19 protein-coding genes, 1 tRNA gene and 1 pseudogene are annotated in these 23,216 nt (G+C 49.5%); 20 read left to right on the forward strand and 1 reads right to left on the reverse strand.

Annotation, left to right across the window (positions count from 1 at the left end; all coding sequences use genetic code 11):
* The first annotated feature begins 83 nt into the window (after window positions 1-83).
* From GJ688_RS16850 to GJ688_RS16935, 18 genes are all read left to right on the forward strand, one after another.
* A tRNA-Asp gene (locus tag GJ688_RS16850) sits at window positions 84-160 on the forward strand.
* Window positions 161-341: 181 nt separating this feature from the next.
* Window positions 342-1,127, forward strand: coding sequence for a prolipoprotein diacylglyceryl transferase (lgt, locus tag GJ688_RS16855; RefSeq protein ID WP_155477694.1), 786 nt, complete (start codon window positions 342-344; stop codon window positions 1,125-1,127).
* 165 nt (window positions 1,128-1,292) lie between these two features.
* Window positions 1,293-1,436 (forward strand): six-cysteine ranthipeptide SCIFF, encoded by a 144-nt coding sequence (gene scfA, locus GJ688_RS16860; RefSeq protein ID WP_170292103.1) that lies wholly within the window; start codon window positions 1,293-1,295, stop codon window positions 1,434-1,436.
* A gap of 101 nt (window positions 1,437-1,537) precedes the next feature.
* Complete coding sequence (gene scfB / locus GJ688_RS16865) at window positions 1,538-2,989, forward strand: thioether cross-link-forming SCIFF peptide maturase (protein WP_155477723.1); 1,452 nt, start codon at window positions 1,538-1,540, stop codon at window positions 2,987-2,989.
* Window positions 2,990-3,088: 99 nt separating this feature from the next.
* On the forward strand, window positions 3,089-5,221 hold the full coding sequence (locus GJ688_RS16870; RefSeq protein WP_155477695.1) for a molybdopterin-containing oxidoreductase family protein: 2,133 nt from the start codon (window positions 3,089-3,091) through the stop codon (window positions 5,219-5,221).
* 223 nt (window positions 5,222-5,444) lie between these two features.
* The gene (locus GJ688_RS16875) at window positions 5,445-6,761 is read left to right on the forward strand and encodes a peptidoglycan DD-metalloendopeptidase family protein (RefSeq protein ID WP_155477696.1); all 1,317 of its coding nucleotides are present in this window, start codon (window positions 5,445-5,447) and stop codon (window positions 6,759-6,761) included.
* A 228-nt stretch (window positions 6,762-6,989) separates the two neighbouring features.
* Window positions 6,990-8,306 carry a thioredoxin-disulfide reductase gene (trxB, locus tag GJ688_RS16880; RefSeq protein ID WP_155477697.1) on the forward strand — a complete coding sequence of 439 codons (1,317 nt, stop codon included), beginning with the start codon at window positions 6,990-6,992 and terminating at the stop codon, window positions 8,304-8,306.
* Between the two features lie 265 nt (window positions 8,307-8,571).
* Window positions 8,572-9,318: a tetratricopeptide repeat protein gene (locus tag GJ688_RS16885; protein WP_155477698.1), complete on the forward strand. Its 747-nt coding sequence runs from the start codon at window positions 8,572-8,574 to the stop codon at window positions 9,316-9,318.
* 456 nt (window positions 9,319-9,774) lie between these two features.
* Window positions 9,775-10,677, forward strand: coding sequence for a hypothetical protein (locus tag GJ688_RS16890; protein WP_155477699.1), 903 nt, complete (start codon window positions 9,775-9,777; stop codon window positions 10,675-10,677).
* Between the two features lie 181 nt (window positions 10,678-10,858).
* On the forward strand, window positions 10,859-12,124 hold the full coding sequence (gene murA / locus GJ688_RS16895; protein ID WP_155477724.1) for a UDP-N-acetylglucosamine 1-carboxyvinyltransferase: 1,266 nt from the start codon (window positions 10,859-10,861) through the stop codon (window positions 12,122-12,124).
* 196 nt (window positions 12,125-12,320) lie between these two features.
* Complete coding sequence (locus GJ688_RS16900; protein ID WP_155477700.1) at window positions 12,321-12,941, forward strand: class I SAM-dependent methyltransferase; 621 nt, start codon at window positions 12,321-12,323, stop codon at window positions 12,939-12,941.
* A gap of 1 nt (window position 12,942) precedes the next feature.
* Window positions 12,943-13,845: an MBL fold metallo-hydrolase gene (locus GJ688_RS16905; protein WP_170292104.1), complete on the forward strand. Its 903-nt coding sequence runs from the start codon at window positions 12,943-12,945 to the stop codon at window positions 13,843-13,845.
* Window positions 13,846-13,881: 36 nt separating this feature from the next.
* The gene (locus GJ688_RS16910; protein WP_155477702.1) at window positions 13,882-15,033 is read left to right on the forward strand and encodes a S1C family serine protease; all 1,152 of its coding nucleotides are present in this window, start codon (window positions 13,882-13,884) and stop codon (window positions 15,031-15,033) included.
* 78 nt (window positions 15,034-15,111) lie between these two features.
* Window positions 15,112-16,116: a hypothetical protein gene (locus GJ688_RS16915; protein ID WP_155477703.1), complete on the forward strand. Its 1,005-nt coding sequence runs from the start codon at window positions 15,112-15,114 to the stop codon at window positions 16,114-16,116.
* Window positions 16,113-16,598 carry a 23S rRNA (pseudouridine(1915)-N(3))-methyltransferase RlmH gene (rlmH, locus tag GJ688_RS16920; protein WP_155477704.1) on the forward strand — a complete coding sequence of 162 codons (486 nt, stop codon included), beginning with the start codon at window positions 16,113-16,115 and terminating at the stop codon, window positions 16,596-16,598. Before GJ688_RS16915 ends, rlmH begins: the two co-directional genes overlap by 4 nt.
* Window positions 16,599-16,658: 60 nt before the next feature.
* Window positions 16,659-16,997: a zinc ribbon domain-containing protein YjdM gene (locus tag GJ688_RS16925; protein WP_155477705.1), complete on the forward strand. Its 339-nt coding sequence runs from the start codon at window positions 16,659-16,661 to the stop codon at window positions 16,995-16,997.
* Window positions 16,998-17,581: 584 nt separating this feature from the next.
* On the forward strand, window positions 17,582-18,550 hold the full coding sequence (locus tag GJ688_RS16930) for a Hachiman antiphage defense system protein HamA (protein WP_155477706.1): 969 nt from the start codon (window positions 17,582-17,584) through the stop codon (window positions 18,548-18,550).
* Window positions 18,519-20,606, forward strand: a complete 2,088-nt coding sequence (locus tag GJ688_RS16935) for a DEAD/DEAH box helicase (protein WP_155477707.1) — start codon at window positions 18,519-18,521, stop codon at window positions 20,604-20,606. The genes GJ688_RS16930 and GJ688_RS16935 overlap by 32 nt, the downstream gene beginning before the upstream one ends.
* A gap of 245 nt (window positions 20,607-20,851) precedes the next feature.
* Here GJ688_RS16935 and GJ688_RS16940 read toward each other — a convergent pair whose 3' ends face one another.
* Window positions 20,852-21,094 (reverse strand): hypothetical protein, encoded by a 243-nt coding sequence (locus GJ688_RS16940; protein WP_155477708.1) that lies wholly within the window; start codon window positions 21,092-21,094, stop codon window positions 20,852-20,854.
* A 51-nt stretch (window positions 21,095-21,145) separates the two neighbouring features.
* On the opposite strand from GJ688_RS16940, the pseudogene GJ688_RS16945 reads away from it, so the two are divergent.
* Window positions 21,146-21,460: pseudogene (locus tag GJ688_RS16945) on the forward strand (zinc ribbon domain-containing protein YjdM).
* Window positions 21,461-21,758: 298 nt separating this feature from the next.
* Window positions 21,759-23,213 (forward strand): DEAD/DEAH box helicase, encoded by a 1,455-nt coding sequence (locus GJ688_RS16950; RefSeq protein WP_155477709.1) that lies wholly within the window; start codon window positions 21,759-21,761, stop codon window positions 23,211-23,213.
* Window positions 23,214-23,216 lie beyond the last annotated feature (3 nt).

Below are 23,216 nucleotides of genomic sequence, written 5' to 3' on the forward strand. Positions count from 1 at the left end.
CCCGTTGGTCAAGCGGTCTAAGACACCGCCCTTTCACGGCGGTTACAGGGGTTCGAATCCCCTACGGGTCACCATCTTTTTTCGGAGCAGTGGTGTAGAGGCCTAACATGCCAGCCTGTCACGCTGGAGATCGCGGGTTCGAATCCCGTCTGCTCCGCCATTTACATATTAATGCTTTATAAAGGGCTCGTTTTCAGTTTTATCTGGGGGCGGGTTCTTTTTTCTTTGCCCAAATTTATTTGCCCAAATTGACCTTTTCTTGTTCGGAAGGACCATTCCTTGACTTTTAGCGGAAACGGGGTATCATAGAATAGAATATGGAAAAATAAGGGGGATTAGACTTGCCGGATCCGATCGCATTTCAAATCGGACCCATCACCGTTCACTGGTATGGAATACTCATCAGCAGCGCCTTACTCATTGGTACGCTCCTGGCGCAGCGGGAAACGGTCCGTCATGGAATTGACCCCGATTTTCTCTACAACCTGGTTCTCTGGGCGGTTCCCCTCGCGCTGATTGGGGCGCGGGTCTACTACGTCGTCTTCAACTGGAAGTACTATCAAAACGATCCGTCAGAAGTGATCGCTATCTGGCACGGCGGCATCGCCATCTATGGCGCCTTGCTCACGGCCTTTGCTGTAGGCTGGTTCTATACGCGCAGACATGGTGTCTCCTTCTGGCAGATGGCTGATATTGCCGCCCCGTCGCTCATCTTAGGCCAAGCCATCGGGCGCTGGGGAAACTTCTTCAACCAGGAAGCCTACGGCTATCCCACGAACCTGCCCTGGGCGATGATGATCGCCGGTGAAATGCGCCATCCCACCTTTTTGTACGAATCCCTCTGGGATTTTAGCGGTTTCCTCTTTCTCCTCTGGCTGCGCCGCCGGCCGACGGTTCGCCGAGGGGAAGTGTTTTTAGCCTATCTAGTCTATTACTCCACAGGCCGGTTCTTTATCGAGGGCTTGCGGATGGATTCGGAGATGCTAGGGGACTTCCGGCTGGCGCAAGTTATCGCCGTCGGGCTGATCCTGTTCTCCATCGGGGCCTATTATTACCGTCGCCAAAAAGGGTACGCCGATGAACCGGCATCCCCGGCCGAACCGGTACAAGCCGAGCTCAAAAAATAATCAATATGACGATTCATTTCCCTGAAAATACCGTACTATCGCTTGTGATTGGCCATACTTCTGTGTTCGGTAAAATTGCTTTTTAGCAGGACCTTTACCGCTTGCCAAGAAAATGCTATAATACCAACGGATTTTTGGCGTGCGAACGCTGAGGAGGGAAGTTCTGTGAGCAAGCACATCGTTACCGTGCAGAAGGGCTCATTGCAAGCTACCGTACATACCGGTGGTTGCGGGGAGTGCCAAACCTCCTGCCAATCGGCCTGCAAAACCTCTTGCACAGTCGGCAACCAGGTTTGTCAGAAGGGCTAGAGATCGTATTGCCATATACGAAAAAGGACCCTCTATTCGCACCGCAACGGATAGAGGGTTTCTTGTTGCTATAAAAAATAATGGAAAAGGTTGCTGAAAATATGCCGAACGAGACCGGTACTGCTTCCTGGTGGGCCGAATTAAAAGACTATGATTTTGCCGCCAACATCGTGTGCTTTCGCCACGGCCAAACTGCCCTTTGCTATGATGTGAATTCGAACTCACTGCACCGGCTTGACGCGGTGGCCTTTCAGGTGCTGCAAGCACTCCTCACCGCCCAGGGAGACGGAGAGGTTGCCCGCACGCAGCTCGTTGAGGCTGAAGGCCTGGACGCTGAAATGGTCGACGAGATCCTTTCTGAATTAGGTGAACTGAAAGCGGCGGGCATGCTGTTCACGACAGACTCACTGGCCCGGCGTTATCTCTCCGATAAAGAGACGGCAGCCAACGCCGCTGAGCCGTCTAAGCCGGTCGTCAAAGCGCTCTGCCTACATATCGCCCATGACTGTAACTTGCGCTGCAGCTACTGCTTCGCCGGGACAGGTCCTTTTGGCGGCGACCGGAGCCTCATGTCGGCCGAAGTAGGCAAGCAAGCCATCGACTTTTTACTTGCTCATTCGCAAGGACGGCGCCATGTTGAAATCGACTTTTTCGGCGGTGAGCCGCTGATGAATTTTGACGTCGTCAAAGAACTGGTAGCTTATGCGAAGCGCAGGGCTTCCGAGGAAGATAAAGTGCTCAAGCTGACCTTGACGACTAACGGATTGTTGCTTGATGAGGAAGTGGGACGTTACTTAAACGAGGAAGGCCTGTCTGTCGTCTTGTCCCTAGACGGACGTCGCCATGTCCATGACGAGATGCGCCCCTATGTGGACGGTTCCGGTTCATATGACGATGTGGTCACCAACTTGCAGAAGTTTGTCCAATCCCGCAACGGGGAAGACTACTATGTCCGGGGAACTTTTACCCATCACAACCCCGATTTCGCTGCCGACGCGCTGCATATTCACGACCTTGGTTTTCAACACTTATCGGTGGAGCCCGTCGTGGCTGCCCCTGATATCGACTATGCCCTTAAAGAAGAGGACCTGGCCCAACTGGAAGAACAGTATCGCATCTTAGCCGAAAACATCGACGAGCGGAACAAAACAGGCCGGGCCTTTAACTTCTTCCATTTCCAACTCGACCTGGCTCATGGACCGTGCCTGGCTAAGCGCCTCTCAGGCTGCGGGGCCGGTTTTGAATACATGGCGGTGGCGCCCAACGGCGACCTCTACCCTTGCCACCAGTTTGTCGGCCGGGAGAAATACCTCCTCGGGAATGTGACCACCGGATTGAATAACCTTTCGGCCTGTGACGCTTTCTCGGAAGCGCATATCTACCACAAAGAGGGCTGTCCCACCTGCTGGGCCCGGTTCCTTTGCTCCGGCGGCTGTCACGCCAACAACGAGGCCGATACGGGGGACCTGCGTATCCCAGCCAAAATGAGCTGTCAATTGGCAAAGATGCGGCTCAAGTGGGCCTTGTACGCCAAAGCCTTGGAAACTTGCTGATCTAACTGAGTCGCTGAGATCTGGCTATTTTTTCTTTCATACTTCGTTGGTCAACGTACGGACCATCGCCCACCGACGCTAAAAAGAAGGGGTTTCTCCATGAAACGTACCGTTCTTTCCGCATGTCCCTTACACTGTTATGACCTTTGCTCCTTCCAAGTCCACCTGGAGGGAGAACGAATCGTCGATATCACCGGCAACCCCCGGCACCCAGTGACCCGGGGGTTTGTCTGCTCCCAAGCGAACCGGCTGATCGAACGACAGTACAGTCCCGACCGGATCACCGCGCCTTTACTCCGGGTAGGCGAGACCTGGCGCCGGGCTTCCTGGGACGAGGTGCTCGATCACATCGCCCAAGCGCTGGTAAAAGCCTTGAAACAGTACGGGCCCAGCTCCATTTTACATATGGCCGGTACCGGTTCCACAGGGGTTCTAAAGCAGCTGGACCGCCGCTTTTTCTACGGACTGGGCGGAGTGACTGTGGTGGACGGAACGATGGGCTGGGAAGCGGGCCTGGCAGCTCAGCGGGCTGATTTCGGTGTGGCCGCGTCACCGGCTTGGGCCGATTTGGTGCGGGCACAGACCATCTTTCTCTGGGGCCGGGATCCGGCGACGACGAATACACACCTCATCCCCTACCTGGTAGAAGCCAAAGAAAAAGGTGCCAAAGTAATCCTGATCGATCCTTTACGCACCCCTTCGGCCCAAATCGCCGATGAGGTCTACCGGATACAACCGGGGACAGACAGTCTGCTTGCGCTCAGCATGGCCTATGTCATCTTAGAAAACCGTTGGTGGGATAGTGACTTTGTCACCAGCCATGTGAATAACTTTGCTGCCTTTGCCAAAGCTGTGGCCGCCTATTCACCAGAGACGGTGGGCGAACATATCGGCTTAGAACCGCGGCTCATCCGGACCTTAGCCCGCCTCTATGCAAAAGGACGCCCGTCAGCCCTCGTGCTCGGTGCCGGCCTATTGCGTTATGGCCAAAGCGGCCTCACCGTCCGGGCCATCGATGCCCTCGCCGCCATCACCGGCCAACTGGGCATCAGTGGCGGCGGGATCCACTTAGCGAACGACAGCTATAATTCGTTGAGTCAAGCGGCGGCGGGAGAGGAACCGGAAGGCCTTCAGAAAGTCGCCTGGACCGATCTGGCTTGCGAGATTGAAGAGCGCCGCAAAAACAGCCTTGCCAACCCTGATCAGAGCGGGCTGAGGAGCGAAGAAAACCGGACGAACGACACAACCGGTAAGCCGCCGATCCAGATCGCCTTCGTCAACCGGGCCAATCCGGCCAGCCAAGTGCCGGATATTGCCAGTCTAACGTCGGCCTTGCACACCATACCGTTTAAAGTGGTCATCGACTTCACTTTCACCGACACGGCACGCCTCGCTGATGTGATCCTTCCGGCGGCCACTTCCTTCGAGGCGCCGGACCTCATCGCCAGCGAACGAAACGATTACATCCATTATCAACCGACCATCGTTGCACCCCGGGGGCAGGTCCTTCCGGAGAACTGCATATGGCAGGGACTGGCCCAGCGTCTCATCGCTGCAGATGCATCGATGGTGCCCGGTCTGGTGAAAGAGCGTGACCACTGGAATCAGTCCGCGGAGCAGTGGCTGGAGGATATCCTCCAGGACCATGGCCTGAGCCTGGAAGGTGTACAAGGCGGGCCTCGTCCCAATCCAGGAATGGAGGTCATTCCCTTTAAGGACGGCTCTTTTGCCACACCATCCGGGAAGGTGGAACTCGCCGGAGAGACCGAATTCGCCCATCTCTCATGTGGGAACAAAGTCGTCCCGATCGAACAGGCCCTGACGGAGTCAGCCTCTTCCTTTCGGATGCTCTTCGTCCGTCCCAAAGGGAAACGCAATTCCCAGTTTTGGGACAGCGAAGATCTCGACGAAAGCAACCTGTCCGATACCCCGTCAGTGCGGCTTCATCGGGAGGACATGCAAGATTTAAATGTCCGCCCGGGGGACGAGGTTATCGTCGAATCAGAACAGGGCTCACTCATCGTGACGGCTCTCGCTGATGACGATATGCCTCGCCGGACGGTGGTCATCACTCCGGGACAGTCCCGGCATAGCGGCGGCGGTGTCAATCTGATTACCCCTCCGACTTCGACCGATCTGGGTCCTGGGTTCGCTTGTAACGAGACAAAATGTACCCTTCGCAAGCTGCCAAAAGCCGAGCGAATTCTCTACAGCAGGACAAAATCCCTGTAAAAGTGCACTGTGTGGGAATTTTATGGGTTTACCCGACAATTGCTGCCATGTTATAATAAGCGCGGACTCTATTTCTGTAGAAGCCAAATGACAGAACGGACCCAAACCCAGCCGAACGTCGGAAATTTGGTCCCTCCGGCTTGTTCCGCGAACCGAATCCAAGACAGAAGCCCCTGAGTAATGCGCAGAAAAAACGGATCAGGGGTTCGGGAAGGGGGCGCATATGTCCAAAAAGGATTTCCTGACAGAGAAGATTTCGGGCATACAACAAAAATGGTCGGAAGTCGTCGCAGATGTCAAAGCCATCGACCTGCAAAACTGGCGTGAAAGCAAAGGGCTCCTTCGCATCGCCCGGGGTACAGGTGTACTGGTCGTTGCAGGCGCCTTGATTTTTACCGGAGTACACGGTGCATCTTTCAACAGCATGTCCGGTGCGGCACAAGTGGCAGAAGATCAAAATGCCATGACCAAAGCTTGCCGAATCGTCATCGACGGTCAACCGGTCTTCATCGCGGCTAGCCGCGAAGAAGCCGAAAAAATCGTTAAAGACGCCATCGACTATTTCTCCGTTGGCCAAATCTCCTCGCCTGGCGTCGAAGTGGTAGACGTCAAGGTCAAGCAGAAAATCACCTATGAAGATGTGGAAGTGCCGAAAGGTCAAGTTCAAACGGCCACTGACATCAAGAAGCTGCTCGTTGAAGGCAAAGGCGAAAAAGTTCGCTACGTCGTCCAGCAAGGGGATACTCTCTGGAGCGTAGCGACCAAAAACAATATGAGCTGGCTCGCATTGATCAAATCGAACCCGCAGCTCGCTGACGAAAACAAGCTGAAAATCGGCCAAGAGATCAACTTAAACCGGCCGACCTATTACCTCAACGTGGCAACCACCTACAAATCGACCGTACAAGAAGACATTCCCTATCCCACCAAAGTGGAAAAGTCTGATGATGTGCGCCCCGGCGGCGTTCAAGTGAAACAGGAAGGTGTCCGGGGGACGAAGCTGGCCACCTATCTGCTTACCAAGGAAAACAACTATTTGGTGGAACAAAACCTGACGGAAGAAAAAGTCTTAAAAGAGCCGGTACAACGGCTTGAAGTCCGCGGTAACAACCGGGTTCAATTGGCTTCCCGTGGAACGAGCAGGGCCCGGGGCACCTATTCCGGTGGTGGCAGCGGCACCTTGTCCTGGCCGGTCGCAGGTCACCGAATCACCTCTGGTTTTGGTTACCGGGGTGGACGGGAGTTTCATCCCGCCATCGACATCGACCTGGAAACGGGTGATCCCGTCTACGCCGCAGCGGACGGCACCGTCATCTCTGCCGGCTGGGCCGGTAACTATGGAAAATGTATCATTATCGACCATGGCGGCATGACAACCCGTTATGCCCATTTGTCGAGCATCGAAGTTGGGGAAGGTCAGACCGTAAGCCGTGGATCGGAGATCGGCAAAGGCGGCGCTACGGGACGGGCCTATGGCAGCCATCTGCACTTTGAAGTGAACGATGGCGGCGTCAAGAACCCGCTGAACTACCTCAATTAAGCCGTAACAACTGAATAAGAAAATGATTGTGGATTGGTGTATTTGACGTTCAAAGGTTTAGTACATATTTCCACGGAAATAGCACATATTTGCTAAGGTAAGAGGGGATTCCGAATAGGGATCCCCTTTTCATGTTCTTTTCTTGACAACGCAAATCCATATTCCCTAAAATAGAGATAAGGAATATATACCCTATGAGGGTATTTACAAAAGCGGGAGTGAAGCAGCATGATCGATTTTCCATCGTTGACGACTATCGCCGTCGTCGGATTGTCCGACAAGCCCCAGCGGGCCAGCTACCATGTAGCCGAATACCTTAAGGGACAGGGGTACCGGATCATCCCGGTCAACCCGGCCGTTTCGGAAGTGCTCGGAGAAAAAAGCTACCCCGACCTGGCCTCCATTCCCGCTGATATAGAAATTGATGTGGTCGATGTCTTCCGCCGTTCGGAAGATGTGCTGCCCATCGCCCAGCAGGCCATTGCGCGGGGAGCGAAAGTCCTCTGGCTCCAGGAAAGCGTCGTCAATGAAGAAGCGGCCCGCCTGGCTGAAAGTGCCGGTTTGACGGTAGTCATGGACCGCTGCATGTTAAAAGAGTACCAGGCTTGGCTGAAAGCGGAACCGAAGGATATCTACGATGTGCTCATCATCGGTGCCGGCCCGGCAGGATTGACGGCAGGACTCTATGCGGCCCGAGCGGGGCTGCGGACGGCCATGTTTGAAGCGATCATGCCTGGCGGTCAAGCGTCCTCGACAGAACTGATCGAAAACTATCCCGGCTTTGAAGAGCCCATCTCCGGACCGGAACTGATGATGCGCTTTTTGAGCCAGGCCCAACGCTTCGGCGCCGAATTGATCAACGAAGAAGTGAAACAAGCCGACCTCAAAGGCCACCTCAAGCGTATCGTGACGAACGAAGGGGTCCGTTATGGCCGGGCCGTCATCATTGCCGGCGGTGCCAAGGCACGCCCACTCGGCGTCAAAGGGGAGGAAGAATTCCACGGGCGCGGCGTCTCTTACTGTGCCACCTGTGACGGAGCCTTCTTCTACGGACGCAAGGTCATCGTGGCCGGCGGCGGCAACTCGGCAGTGGAAGAAGCGATCTTCCTGACCAAATTCGCTACAGAAGTGACGATCGTCCATCGCCGAGACCAACTGCGGGCGACGAAAGTCCTGCAGGAACGAGCCTTCGCCAATCCCAAGATCCGTTTCGTATGGGATACGGTCATCGAAGAGATCGCCGGTGGGCAGAACGTGGAAAAAGTTCTCTTGAAAAACATCAAAACCGGAGAGGGCAGCGAAATCCCCTGTGACGGCGTCTTCGTCTTTGTCGGTCACGATCCCGCCATCGGCTACCTGAAAAGCCAGCTGGAATTGACGGCAGAGGGATACATCAAGGTGGACAGTTCCTTAGCCACCAATATTCCTGGTGTTTTTGCCTGTGGGGATGTGCGCCAGACCCCCCTGCGCCAGGTTGCTACGGCCGTCGGCGACGGAGCCATCGGAGCCATCGCAGTCGAGAAATATCTCGCCTCCCGCCATTAAGGGCTCTTATCCGGAGCCGATACAGCAATAAATAATACGTCCGTGACCCATTTGATCATGAGCTATGATGAATGACGACCATTACTTATCAGATAATAGATAAACGTCCCCGCGGCTACACCCGTGGGGGCTTTTTTGTGCAGTCTATCGGTTAGACATGCTATAATACAAATAATGCAAAATAACGGTGCGGCGGCCATCGCTCTGACGGAGAAAAGGTTCAAACAGAGAGACGCCGAATCGGTAGAGAAAGGATGGAATCCCTTTGCCACCACGGACAGACGGTGAGAGACCGGCTCGTAAAAAAAATCCCGTCGTGGTCATCACGGCTATCTTGATCTCTCTCGGTTTGCTGGGAAGTACCTTAGCCATAGCGCTCACCTCAGTGCCCAAAATCGCTCAACAGGCACCAGGACCGAGCGCCGAAGAAGCCATGGAGAACCAGCGTCAACAGTTGGAGTCCTTGCTGGCCGACGAGGAAGCGAAAGTGAAAGCCAATCCGAATGACGCCGATGCCTGGCTCGGTGTAGGTAACTGGCGCATGGATTTGGGAAGTGTCCACCGCTCCAAAGGAGATACCGAAAAGAGCAACGCCTATTTTAGCCAAGCCTATCAAGCCTATCAAAAATATTTAGGCTTTACGCCAGACAACAATGATGCCCGGGTCGATGCGGCTACATCGGCTTTCTATTCCAACCAACTCGACGCCGCGGAAAAGGAGTATAAGGCGGTCTTACAAAAGGATCCCAACCACTGGAACGCCTATCGAAATTACGGCCTCTTCCTGTTCCAAGCGCGTCAAAATCCCACGGGAGCAAAGGACCTTTGGCAAAAGGCCCTAGCTAAGAATCCGCCCGAAGACAAAGCAGGGGAATTTAATCAGCTCATCCAACTGGTCGATGCCATGAGCAAGCAGCCCCAGCCGGGAACAGACAACACGCCCTCGAATACTCCGGAAGGCTTGCAAAAACCAGATCTGAGCGGCCTGGGCGGGCAGAATCAACAGAAATAAGCTATAGAGTAGCCATAACTGCTATTACAGCTATAACGATCTTTGCAACAGCGCGGCTCCCTTGAAGGCAGACATTACGGGATGAAAATCCTTTGCTTCATATCTGGAAAGAGCCGAAAACACCCTCTTGCTCATCGCAGCAGAGGGTGTTTTTCTATGCAAAAATTGCCTGCTTCACAGAGGGTAACCCAATGGTCATGCACGTTTTACGGCGCTCTTATGGTGTGTATTTTTTTCTAAGTCTTATGATGGTAAGTGTTCGATTGTGAGTTCTTTGTGGATGATCGGATGTCCCTGTTAGGTCTAATCGAAAACTTATCACCAGTTTGCCCCCATAACCCCAATTAATCCCCATGGCTCCAGTAACCCCCGACCCCGCTTGCGCATTTTGCTGGTATAATGGTGAATCGTCTGATTTCATCACCAAAAGCCGTATATGTGCAAGGGGGGAGAAACATGGGGGGATGGAAAACGGATCTGCGCCTGTGGGGAACAGTTCTGTTGGCGCTGATCTGCTTGAGTCTGATTCTTCGTATGCCTGCTTTCATAAAAGTGGGGACAAGCTCGAATGGATTACCAGCCTTACCGACGTGGACATCCCCATGGAACTCGCTGAAAAGTACCGGCTATGCTCTATACCGGGAATATGCCCGTTGGAAAGCCGATCGAGATACAGGGGACTGGCTCAGTCTTGAAGGAAAGCAGGTGATCCTCCGGTACCGTCCGGAAGATGCGGACCAGGCGAAGTCCATCTTAGAAGAGACAGATCGAATCTATCCGCAGGTCAAATCGACGGTCGGGTACTCCCCGAAAGATAAACCGCTCGTCCTGCTCTATTCCGAGCGGGAATCCTTCAACCAGGTTTTCGGCTGGAAAGACCAATCGGCCATGGGCGTTTACTACGCTGGGGTCGTGCGGGTCCTCTCGCCCCGGATTTGGAGCCAATCGGGCGAGGATATGACGGGACCAATGGCCCACGAACTGGCGCACCTGGTCCTCGATTACCAGACGGGAGGGAATGTACCCCGGTGGTTTACGGAAGGAGTGGCCCAGGACATGGAGCGGCGTGTTTCCGGCTATACACTGACCGGTCCGAAAGGCGACTGGGCAAACCATTTGTACCCCTGGTCTTCCATGGACCTGGATTTCGATCAACTGCCTGACCAGCGCCTTGCCTACCGGCAGTCATTGCTGGCTGTGGACTCCATCCAGCGCTTCGGTCCGGATGCGCTGCCGAAGGCCGTGGCTGTCTTGGCCGAGGGCGGTGACGTTACAGAAGCCGTAAAAGTGTCGACGGGACTCACCTGGGACGAATACACCGCACAGGTGGAGCAGCAGGCGAAAAAGACACAAAAATAGACTCATCGGTATGGAAGTCTTGCGTTGATGAACCTCTGTAAAGGCTTGCCGAATTTTCGGTAAAGCCTTTTTTTACACATAGCAGGAATCCGGCGCAAGGGCGAGAATTATTGAAAAAGCATTGGCAAAATCGCTGTGTTCACATCGGCCGATGCCTCAAACGAAAGGGGAACGATGCCCGTTGGGAAAGCTGATCATTCAGGGGGGAATACCCCTTGAAGGGCGAGTGCCTATCAGTGGCGCCAAAAATGCTACCCTCACCGTCATGGCAGCCTGTTTTTTGGCTAGCGGCGAGACGGTCTTAGAGAATATTCCACAAATTAGCGACGTTGATGTGATGATGGACATCCTGCGAGACATGGGCGGAGACGCTCAGTGGCTCGAACCGGGTGTCATTCGCATGAACGTCCCTGACTCCATCAATTGCAGATCTTCATACATACTCGCAAAAAAAGTCCGGGCATCGAATTTGCTCCTCGGTCCGTTGATCGGCCGTTTTGGCTGGGCGGAAGTGGCCCTGCCGGGTGGAGACAACATCGGCACCCGGCCCATGGACTTACATATTAAAGGCATTTCCGGCCTCGGCGCCGATCTGAAGATTGAACACGGTTACATCCTGGGCGGTATCCAAGGCGGCGGCAAGCGCCTGACCGGCGGAAAAATTTACTTAGATTTTCCCTCCGTTGGTGCGACGGAAAATATCATGATGGCTGCCACCTTAGCCAAAGGACAGACCATCATTGAAAACTGTGCCAAAGAGCCGGAGATCGTCGACCTGGCCAACTTCTTGAATGCCATGGGCGCCCGCATCCGGGGCGCTGGGACGGATCTCATCCGTATCGACGGCGTCAATGAACTGCGTGGGACTCGCTACTCGGTCATCCCCGACCGGATCGAAGCCGGTTCCTATATGGTCGCGGCAGCGGCCACCCATGGCTGGGTTATCGTCGAAAACGTCATTCCCACCCACCTTCATGCCATCACGGCGAAACTGCGCGAGATCGGCATCAAGGTGGAAGAAGGGGACGATAAAATTCTCGTCGACGGCCGTGGCCCTTTCCGGCCTGTCGATGTGAAAACACTGCCCTATCCCGGATTTCCTACCGACATGCAGTCCCAACTGATGACGCTGCTCACCACCGTCAAAGGGATCAGCCTCATTGTGGAAAACGTCTACGAAAACCGCCTGCGCGTCGTCGATGAACTGCAGCGCATGGGCGCCCAGATTAAAATCGAAGGCCGCACCGCCGTCATCGACGGCGTTGACAAGCTCTCCAGCGCCGAAGTCAAAGCGACAGACCTGCGAGCGGGCGCTGCGTTGATCATCGCCGGTTTGATGGCCGAAGGCGAGACGGAGATCTGCGGCATGAGCCACGTGGAACGGGGCTATGAGCACATCGAGGCCAAACTGACCGCCCTCGGTGCCAGAATCCGCCGGGTTCCCTGATCGCCATAACTCATTTAAGAGTTGCGATTCAACGTGGAATTCCTCCGCATAGATACTCCCAAAAGCCAAAAGCCTTACGAACTATTTTGATATGCCTCCCTTACAATACCTTTCTATTTACAAAACAAAGTTATGCTTACCCACAGGTTATTCACAAGTTATTCACATATAAAGCGCCAGGAAGGCAGGGACCCCATTGCAGCTCGAGACACAACCGGTACGTGTGCCCGGAGGACCGGTGCTCACCTTCACCCGGATCACAAACATCGAAGATCTGATCGCAGCTGCCCAGGAAGTGGATGAACTGCCCTTCTGGGCCGAATTGTGGCCTTCTGCGGTCGGTTTGGCCGCCTACCTCTGGCAAGAAGTGAACTTGCAGGACAAAACGGTGCTGGAACTCGGCTGCGGTCTCGGCTTGTCGGGCATCATCGCCGCTAAAAAGGGCGCCCAAGTCACCCAGACCGACTTCATCCGGCAAGCCTTATCTCTGGCTGGACAAAATGCCGCCCAAAACGACCTATTGACGGAGCGCATCGAGGCCGACTGGCGCCAGTTCCCGGAACTGGGCGCCTTTTCGACGATCATCGGTTCCGACATTCTCTATGAAAAAGACCTCCATGGCTCTTTAGAGAGGATCGTTCATAAGCATCTCGCCCCCGGCGGCGAGTTCATCTTCTCCGATCCGGGCCGCGACTGGGCGAAGCAGTTTTTTGCCCGCTTTTCCCCTGATGACTGGGAGAACTCTCTGACGGAAATCCCGGTTCATCTGGATCAAAAAGACTATGCCATCCGAATACACCGGTGGCGCCGGAGGTAACATGCGCTATACGACCATCGCCAGCGGCTCGAGCGGCAACTGCTCCTATATCGAAGGCAACGACACCCGGATCCTCGTCGACGCCGGGTTAACGGGAAAACAAGTGGAAAAAGGCCTCTCGGCTGTCGGTGTCGATCCGAAGCGCATCGATGCGGTCGTCGTCACCCATGAACATATCGACCACGTTCGCGGCGTCGGCGTTCTTGCCCGCCGTTATAAACTGCCTGTCTACGCTACCGAAGGCACCTGGGAGGGCATGGCCGGATGCATCGGCAAAGTGCCTGAAGAACAGGTTCGCGTCGTCGACAGCGACTGCAAGATCGCCATTAAGGACGTAGACGTCGAAATTTTTCCTACCCCCCATGACGCCCGCCAATCCATCGGCATCACCGTCAGCGACGGGGAAAAACGGGTTGGACTCGCCACCGATGCCGGCTATGTCACCCGGGGGATGGGGCGCCGCCTCATGGGCTGTGAAGGCCTCATCTTTGAGGCGAACCACGACCCCCACATGCTCCAATACGGCCCCTATCCGCCCCACCTAAAGCGGCGCATCGCCAGCGAAAAAGGCCATTTATCCAACCCAGTTTGCGGGGAAGCCCTAGCCAAACTCTGTGACAGCGGCACCCGGCAGATCATCTTGGCCCACTTAAGCGCCGAAAACAATAACCCTCATGTGGCCCTGCAGACGGTCGAGTCCATCCTCACCGAACGAGGCCATGAGGTGGAATTAACGGCTGCCGATATTCCAGCTGTCGTCGGCTTAGAAAACGTCCGGACAGTGGCGGAGCAATGCTGCCTGCGCTGGCCCGGTGTGCCGGACAAGGAACCGCAGAAACCGCGGGAACGCATCCGCCTAGCTGTAGCGCCTCGGTATGAGGCGCATCGGCTAGAGGAAATATAGGTAAGATCAGACTTCAAAGGAACGGGGGAGCGAACTGTGAATCACTTCGAGGAACAGGGGCCCAATCGCCAACCGCCCCGCCGGCGAGGACTTCTATCCTACTTCGCGGTGGCACTCATCGCCGCCATCCTCGGCGGCTACATCTCTCAGTATTTTGCCCCAAAAGCGACGCCGCCGTCGCCGAGTAACCCGGCACCGTCGGGCTACGCGCTGCCGCCTCAACTGACCGATCCGACGAAAGTCGGTTCCGAAACGAACCGGGTCGTGCAAGTGGCTCAATCGGTCGGTCCTGCCGTCGTCGGTATCTCCAACCGGGTGAAAGTGCGCCAGTTCTTCCGCTCGGCCCGTGTCGAGGAAGCGGGTACCGGCTCTGGTGTGATTTTTGACGGCGCAGGCTACATCGTCACCAACAACCACGTCGTCGAAAATGCCGCCGAACTGGCTGTCAACCTGCCTGATGGGCGGACCGCTCCGGCCAAACTGATCGGCACCGATCCACGGTCAGACTTAGCTGTCATCAAAATCGACCTGGAGAACCTGCCTGTCGCCAAATTCGGCGACTCGTCCAAGGTGAAGGTCGGTGAACTGGCCATCGCTATCGGTAACCCCGGCGGCCGTGAATTTGCCGGTTCCGTCACGTCCGGTATCGTCTCCGGCCTCAACCGGCAATTGAACTCGCCCGAAGGCAGCGTCGCCGTCAACCTGATTCAGACCGATGCCGCCATCAACCCTGGGAACTCCGGTGGCGCCCTCTTAAACGCCAACGGAGAAGTCATCGGCATCAACTCGATCAAGATCGCCGTTCAAGGCTTCGAAGGCATGGGATTTGCCATCCCCTCGAACACGGTCATGTCCATTGTCAATGAACTGCGGACCAAAGGTAAAGTCACCCGCGCTGCTCTAGGCGTTACCCTAGTGCTGGATGTGGACAAAGAACTGGCTGCCCAGTACAACCTGATCGTCGATTACGGTGTCGTCATCAAACCGTCCCCAGGCGGCCCAGCGGCGAGTGCAGGATTGCAAAACAACGACATCATCATCGCCCTTAACGACAAGCAAATTCAAAACCGCACAGACCTGCAGCGGGAAATGTTTAACTATAAAGTGGGCGATACGGTCAACGTGACCATCGTCCGGGAACAACAAAAACTGACCGTTCCCGTCACGCTCGGCGAACTGGCCCAGTAATGAACTGGGTCGGTTTTTCCTGAGAGAAGATCTAAGATAAGAGAGATAAAGCGCATAAGAAAAGGGTGGATTCACATCATGGCACAAGATCTGCACGGCCCGGCCGGTCATGACGACCACAGCCACGGCCAGAACCATGCACAAGACCACGGTCATGACCACGGGCAAGACCATAGCCACGACCACGGACAGGGCAACGCGCCCAAGTCAAAACCGAGTCCCTGGGGCTGGGTGCCTGCGTCGCTGCTCCTCACTGGATTACTGACCTTTGCTCATATGCCCATGGTCGCCTATCAAGGCGCCCAAGCGGCCCAGGAAATGCAGTTCGTCCAACCGAAGACGATAGCCGAAACGGAAGTTTTGAACGCGGTCAAAGAAGCGCTGAAAAACCGTTTCACGGCGATCGTCAAAAACGACCCTAAAATCCTTGAAAAATCCTTCGGCCAAAACGGCAACACCGATGCCTTGGAAGAAGAACAACTCATCCTCGGCAACATCAGCAAACAAGTCCGGGCATCCTTTAAAGGCGATCCTCAAGTTCAAGTCACTCCCTACAAAATCGATGTAAACGGCAACCGTGCCGAAGTCGTCTTCGACTACATGGTCACCGTCGGCGATAAAAAAGTACCCGGTGGCCATGCCTGGGATCTTCAAAAGACGAAAGAAGGCTGGAAGGTCGTCGGCAGCGGTTCCTTTGTAGACAGCCCACAAACCTCCAAAGTGGTTAGCGCCGCCAAAGGATTCTTGACAGACTTGAAATTCGGCCGCAAAGAAGCCATCAATGGCCCTTGGGCGAAAAAGAGCGATCCTCTGGAAGCCGTCACCGATAAAACCATCAAGGACCTTGCTGGGAAAGGCGGAAGCTGGGAAGTGGTCAACGTGACCCTCCGCGATCTGATGAGCCCGCAGCCCATCGGTCAGGCCCAAGACGCCTCCGGTGCTCAGCTCATCGTCCGTAATGCCGATACCCAGGAAAGATATCTGCTCGTTATGGCGAACGTCCGCCACGGTAACGGCGTTATGGCGAGCCAGGGATGGCAAGTCATCGGCTTCGCGTCGATCAAAGGACTGTTACATCCATGATCCACCTGCGACTCGTCGCCGTAGGAAAACTGAAAGAAAAGTATTTACAAGAAGGCCTCCGGGAGTATATCAAACGCCTGGGGGCCTATGCCCGTTTTGAGATGATTGAAGTTTCCGACGAAAAAGTACCGGACAACCCTTCCGATGCGGAAGCCAACATCATCAAACAAAAAGAAGGCGCCCGCCTACTCAATGCGGCGGGCACAAAGGACTTTATCGGTGTGGCACTCGATCCCCGAGGCGAGCTATGGTCGACGGAAGACTTAGCTGCCCATATGCGGGATTGGGAGCTTTATGGGCCGAATCAGGTGGTCTTCTTTATTGGAGGGACCTTGGGGCTAGCTCCGGAAGTATTAGCAGTCTGTAAGTATAAGTGGTCCTTGTCGAAGTTGACCTTTCCTCATCAGATGGTGCGGTTGATTTTGCTGGAGCAGGTGTATCGGGGGTTTAAGGTGAATCGGGGGGAGACGTATCATCGCTAACGGCGAAAAATTTAGTTTTTGTGATGATCAACGACAATAACGATTGGAGAAAATAAAATTATGAGTGCTTTGCCTAATTGCCCAAAATGTAATTCCCAATACACTTATGAAGACGGAGATCTCTTGATCTGCCCGGAATGCTCCCATGAGTGGACGGTAGGATCAGAAACTGAACTAATTCAAGAAATAGTTGTCAAAGATGCAAATGGGAATGTCTTGCAGGATGGTGATTCGGTAAGTGTAATTAAAGATCTTAAGGTAAAGGGAAGTTCTTCTGCTCTGAAGATGGGCACGAAGGTTAAGAACATACGGTTAGTTGAAGGTGATCACAATATTGATTGCTACATCGATGGTTTTCGAGCTATGAAGTTAAAATCTGAATTTGTTAAGAAGATATAGAAGGCGGATTTCTGCACTTCGTCTCAAGCGAAGGGTTAACCTATCACCGCTAAACTAGCATAGTGCCTCAACCTTTGCGTAATGCAGAGTTGAGGCTTTTTTTGTTGTATGTTTCGTCTTACGATTACGTTAAACGCAGTCTCCTGTCATAGTTAACATTGTCCTATACGATAATGTAAACCCGGTCTTCATTAATCTCATCGAGGAAAATGCGTTTATATATGTGGGCACAATGATGTACCGTTTTCTTCACGCGATTGTTTTTATTAGCGCTTGCTTTGATATGGGTAGTATTAAAGCCCATTAGATTGCTTCAACCAAAACCCGTGTAAAAATCCTATCAAAATGTAAATTTCTTTAAAGAGACTTACGTAGTTTTTGCTAAACGTCGAAAAGTGAGGGAGCTTTTCCTGAAATCCATACCCGACGAACTTTGAAATTCTGAACGGGAGAAATCCCATTATTTTTTTAAAACGAACAATTAAGGAAAAGCAAAAAAAGGATTTTAGTTCTTTTTGTTGAAATATACAATTATTATTCGAAGGTTCGAATAATAAGATATTAGGTACATAGGAAGTGATATTTTGGCTAAAGATCTTCCTAAAATAATTAAAAGTAATTTTGGAAGTTTTGATGTCTATAATTACGAAAACAATCACTCGTTTATACATGCTGACTTTAATAATAAAGTTAAATTTTTAAACGGATTAACAGATTATATTTTAAGTGAAAATAATTTGCTTAACTATGCACAACGAACTTCAAAAATTAAATTTGAGCCAAATAAAAAAATCTTTACGAAATTATACAACAACATTAATAGTTTTTTAAATAGCGAACTAGAGTCCTTGATTTTAGATGAAATAACAGATGAGTTAAAGACTATATTAGGAGAAGAATATTGCCTTATAGATAAAAAAGGAAATCTAATAGTCCAAAAAGACAAGATAGGAAAAATAGGAGAATATATATTTCATGTTTTACTTACAGACTTTTTCCAACTAGATTGTATTATTCCAAAATTTAAATGCATTACCGATAGAAATATGAGTGTATTCGGAATAGACACTCTATTCCTAAACACTAAGGAAAATATTATTTACTTCGGTGAATCAAAAGTATGTAAGAGTATAGATAATGGAATTGCCCTTATAAATAGATCTCTTAACGATTATGAAGCACAAATTAACGAGGAATATAAAGTTGTATTATCTGACACTGATGCATTTAAGAAATCAAAAGAATTTATAGAGATATTTGAGGAACATACTCAGGTCTGCATGACCTTTTCTGATTTTATTGAAAGCGCTGACATTAAAAGTGTGGGGGTTCCAATATTTATTGCACACGGAAGAAATGGGGAAACGAAGGTACCAGAAGATTATTTAATAACTATGAAAAATAGAATAAAACGAAAAGATTTTTTTGGTCTAAAAACTAAATTTATAACAATCTCCTTTCCGATTTTTGATAAAACTGAATTTATAAAAGTTATTATAAAAAAGGTGGTGAAAAAATTAAATGACTATCGGCAGAAAGCCAGTACATTATGATGATCTTCAAACCTACAGGGATGAATATATTAAAAAGATAGATGAAGCTAGAGATAAAACTAAATTTGTCTCAGAAAACTCACAATCGTTATTTTCCTTAGGATTAACTATGTACTCTAAAAATTATGATTTTGATTCACTAATTTACAACTCTTTTTCTCTTTCAGAATTAGATGAAAATATTTCACTCCATCCAGAACAGCAAAAAGTCATAAATCTAATTAATGAAAATAAAGGCATAATTTTTAGTGCACCGACGAGCTTTGGTAAAACATTTGTAGTATTTGAATACATTGCTAAGTACAAACCGAAAACTGTTGTTCTCGTAGTTCCTACATTAGCTCTAATTGATGAATACAAACGAAAGATTATAAAGCAATTTAGAGGTTCGTTTTCAGAATACAATGTTTATCTTTCTATTGACGAAGAAAAGAATTATAACTTTGAAAAAAATAACATTTTTATTGTTACTCATGACCGGGTTGTTAATGAAAACACAGTAGCTATATTTAAAAGAATAGATTTATTAGTAATTGATGAAGTATACAAATTACAAAAAGATGAAATGAATGACCGAGTGTTAATTTTGAACTTAGCTTATTATAATATGGTGAAAAAAAGTATCAAGTATATTTTACTTGCACCTTTTATAAGTGGAGTAAAAAATTTAGATCAACTTGAGGATACACCCAAATTTTACAATACAAATTTTTCGCCCGTTGTTAATAAGGTTATTACCTACGACATAATTGATGATGATGATAGGATTATTTATACTGATAAGATATTAGAAAAAATACCCGAAAATGAGAACACATTAATATATTTTCCGACAGTAGTTGAAATAAATAATTTTATTGAGAACACCACTGTTTTAGTTAATAAAAAAGACTTACAAGCTAACAATATACTTACTGATTTTGTTAATTGGGCAAGGACTGAGATTCATGAAGAATGGTCTTTATTAAAAGCAATTGAAAATGGGTATCTCGTACATCACGGACAGTTGCCACTCGGAATAAGAATGTTACAATTAGATTTATTTAATCACGGTAATAATATGTATAACAAAATGATTTGCACGTCTACACTGCTTGAAGGGGTAAATACAAATGCAAAACATATTATTATAACTAAGCCAGCAAGAGGATATAATACAGGTAATTTTGACGCCTTTGACTTTTATAATCTAGTCGGAAGGACTGGGCGGCTATACCAGCATTACTTAGGATTAGCCCACTATATAAAGGGTCCGCGTGACCCAAATTTCACTAAGGATGAAGCACTTAAAAGCATTCAATTTGAATTAACAGATGATAGCATAGATATTGGGATTAACTGCAATGATTACGCTAAATACCCAGAGTTTGTTAACTTTCTTAGTACACTTAAAACAGACTATGAGACCTATAAACGGGAAGTTGCTGCAAAGTGTAGGTTTAGAACGGTGTTGCAATTATATAACAACTACAAAAAATATCGGACAGAACTTTTAAGCGAACTACATTTGCAATTGAACAGTAATAACAGAAGTAAACTGGGGATAATCAGGTGCCTGTATTTAATTATTACTGGAGGTAAAGGATATAAATTTAGTCTATTAACGTTTATTATAAATAAACTTACTTATCTAAAAAGAATGTCCATACGAGAAATAATTGAAGATACAAAACTATACTATTCAAAGGAAAATATAAACAATCTTATTGGAACAACAATTAGGTTAAAAACAAGCTATATTGAATACGAGTTTTATAATAAAATATCTGTAATAAGGTTTTTCATGGAGTGTGAAAGTATAGATGGTAGATATATAGACATAATACATGACAAGTTACTAAAAAATATTGAAATTATTTACTATGTTAAATCCCCAAGCAAAAAAATGTTAAAAGACATGGGAATCTATGATGGGGATATCGATAATATTATTAGGGTTATAGGAGATAAATACGAATCGATATCTGAGTTGCAAAAAGCAATAAAAATTAATATAGCTAGACTGGGTCATCTTAGCATTATTTCAAGATATGTAATTAATAATCTTATTTCCTAAATAGGAATTGTAATTTCTGGATAACTACTATGTTATCTGATAGGGGTTGTTCAAACAACGCAGGAACAAGGTAGAGTCCAAGAGTTATTACCGAAACCATTAGAGTTTGCACCATCGGCTCAAGGGGGTTTTTTTCTGCCTGAGCGGTCTTGATCGAATTCATGCACGAAATATGTTGAACAGAGATTCGCTGACTGCAGCGCAAAGAACCAGCATATTCCCCCAGAAATGTTGAGATGCAAACGTCAAGATTCCCGCTTCGGCGGCGCTGGTGTAAAAAGCCCTTCTAATAGAAACATCCGGAACAGGAATACTTCGAACAACGCCTGCAATAGCAGCATCAGCCATTGCCCTTTATCCATCGTTCTCAACGCTCGCAATAGTTTTTTCCCGCATAACGACGCAAGGCACAGCACTGCTAAAAACAGGCTGACGACGGTGATTGTAAAAGTCCCAACGTGGTGGGTCAGTAAGCGTGCCGTGATCACAAAGGTTCCAGCCAGGGAAAAGGCACTGAAAAGGAAAAAGGATCCATTCGGGTGTTCGATTTTTGCTCATTTCCATACACAGGAGATCTCTTGATCTGCCCGGAATGCTCCCATGAGTGGATGATAGGATCAGAAACCGAACAAATTCAAGAAAAAGTTGTCTAAGATGCAAATGGGAATGTGCTGCAGGATGGTGATTCGGTAAGTGTAATTAAAGATCTCAAGGTAAAGGGAAGTTCGTCTGCTCTGAAGATGGGCACGAAAGTTAAGAACATACGGTTAGTTGAAGGTGATCACAATATTGATTGCTACATCGATGGTTTTGGAGCTATGAAGTTAAAATCTGAATTTGTTAAGAAGATATAGAAGGCGGATGCTACACTTTGTCACAAGCGAAGGGTCAACCTACCACCGCTAAACTGCCGTATAGCCTCAACCTTTGCGTAATACAGGGTTGAGGCTTCTTTTTTTGTTGTATGTTTTGCCTAACAGTTGAGCCAATCTGCTGTCTCCTGTCAAGGCACTAATGTTCTCATTGCGCGATAAAACTGGTTTTTTCACAAAACAAATGCCTCGTGACCAAAACTTATACTCGCATGATAAACAGAAAATCAGGTATGCTATTCATGAATAATAAACTAAGTTACAGAATGAGGTTCATGTCATGGACAATAGAAGCGTTGCATCCTACGGTCTTGGCGAAGAAATCGTAAAAGCCTTGAAAAGCATTGGATTTGAGACCCTGACAGAAGTACAGCAACAGGCGATTCCTTTGATTCTTCACGATAAGGATATTATCGTGAAATCCCAGACAGGCAGTGGGAAGACAGCAGCCTTTGCCATTCCTCTTTGCGAAAAGATGGAGATAGAGCAAAAGAACCCCCAGGTGTTGGTGTTGACACCTACCAGAGAATTGGCCGTACAGATCAAGCAGGATATCGCCAATATAGGGAGATTCAAAAAGATCCGCTGCGCAGCCGTATATGGTAAGCATCCCATAGAATTTCAAAAAAGAGAGTTAAAGCAGCGGGTCCACGCCATCGTAGGTACACCCGGCAGAACCTATGATCATATCGAAAGAAAAAATTTCATTCTGGATGAGATTCGGTATCTGGTGATTGATGAAGCGGATAAGATGCTGGATATGGGATTTATCGAACAAATTGAAGCGATTATAAAAATGTTGCCCCCAAATCGGGTGACTCTGTTATTCTCCGCGACAATGCCGGAAAAAATCGTTGCCATATGTGATAAATACATGCGCAACCCTGAAAAAATCGAGGTAAAATCGGAAAATCCTACGACCGATAAAATCGATCAGTATTTTTATGAAGTAGACGAAGAAAACAAAAGTAGTCTTTTGAATAATATTTTCTACATTCAAAGACCGGAAAGTTGTATTGTTTTTTGTAATACCCGGGAGCAGGTAGATGCAGTATTCAGTAAAATGAAGCATAATGGCTATCTCTGCAGCAGCCTGCATGGAGGCATGGAACAGAGAGAGCGATTGATGACCATTCAAAAGTTCAAAAGAGGCGAATTCAGATTCCTTATTGCCACCGATGTGGTGGCACGAGGTATTCACATTGACGATATTGCCCTCATCATCAATTATGATGTTCCAATGGAATCTGAAAGCTATGTTCATCGCATAGGTAGGACAGGCCGCGCAGGGAATGAAGGCACCGCCCTCACTTTCGTAACGCCCCGCGATCACAGGTTTTTAACGGAAATAGAAGAATATGTGCAGTATAAGATACCGAAGCGGGAACTGCCGACCTTGGAAGAAGTGGAAAGCGGGAAGCGGATTTTTGAGAAGAGCAGGAATGTAAAGCCGAAACGAAAACAGGATGTCAGTGAATATCTCAATAAAGGGATCACAAGAGTCCGGATCAATGCCGGAAAAAAGACGAAAATGAGACCGGGAGATATCATGGGTGCACTAACCAGTATTAGCGGTGTCGATGCGGGGGATGTGGGGATTATCGATGTCCAGGACACTTGTTCTTATGTTGAGATTCTCGGGGGGAAGGGAGAACTGGTTTTGGATGCACTTCCCACCACAAAGATAAAAGGGAAACTGCAAAGTATCCGGGAAGTAGGTCATCCCAGTCTGTAGCTC

The sequence above is a fragment of the Heliobacterium mobile genome (assembly GCF_009720735.1).
In the GTDB taxonomy this organism is placed as follows: domain Bacteria; phylum Bacillota; class Desulfitobacteriia; order Heliobacteriales; family Heliobacteriaceae; genus Heliobacterium; species Heliobacterium mobile.

Excerpts from the sequence above, each read along its gene's own strand:
- scfB (WP_155477723.1), top strand. The coding sequence starts at position 1,538 with ATGCCGAACGAGACCGGTACTGCTTCCTGGTGGGCCGAATTAAAAGAC.
- GJ688_RS16870 (WP_155477695.1), top strand. The coding sequence starts at position 3,089 with ATGAAACGTACCGTTCTTTCCGCATGTCCCTTACACTGTTATGACCTT.
- GJ688_RS16875 (WP_155477696.1), top strand. The coding sequence starts at position 5,445 with ATGTCCAAAAAGGATTTCCTGACAGAGAAGATTTCGGGCATACAACAA.
- trxB (WP_155477697.1), top strand. The coding sequence starts at position 6,990 with ATGATCGATTTTCCATCGTTGACGACTATCGCCGTCGTCGGATTGTCC.
- GJ688_RS16890 (WP_155477699.1), top strand. The coding sequence starts at position 9,775 with ATGGGGGGATGGAAAACGGATCTGCGCCTGTGGGGAACAGTTCTGTTG.
- GJ688_RS16905 (WP_170292104.1), top strand. The coding sequence starts at position 12,943 with ATGCGCTATACGACCATCGCCAGCGGCTCGAGCGGCAACTGCTCCTAT.
- GJ688_RS16915 (WP_155477703.1), top strand. The coding sequence starts at position 15,112 with ATGGCACAAGATCTGCACGGCCCGGCCGGTCATGACGACCACAGCCAC.
- rlmH (WP_155477704.1), top strand. The coding sequence starts at position 16,113 with ATGATCCACCTGCGACTCGTCGCCGTAGGAAAACTGAAAGAAAAGTAT.
- GJ688_RS16925 (WP_155477705.1), top strand. The coding sequence starts at position 16,659 with ATGAGTGCTTTGCCTAATTGCCCAAAATGTAATTCCCAATACACTTAT.
- GJ688_RS16935 (WP_155477707.1), top strand. The coding sequence starts at position 18,519 with ATGACTATCGGCAGAAAGCCAGTACATTATGATGATCTTCAAACCTAC.
- GJ688_RS16950 (WP_155477709.1), top strand. The coding sequence starts at position 21,759 with ATGGACAATAGAAGCGTTGCATCCTACGGTCTTGGCGAAGAAATCGTA.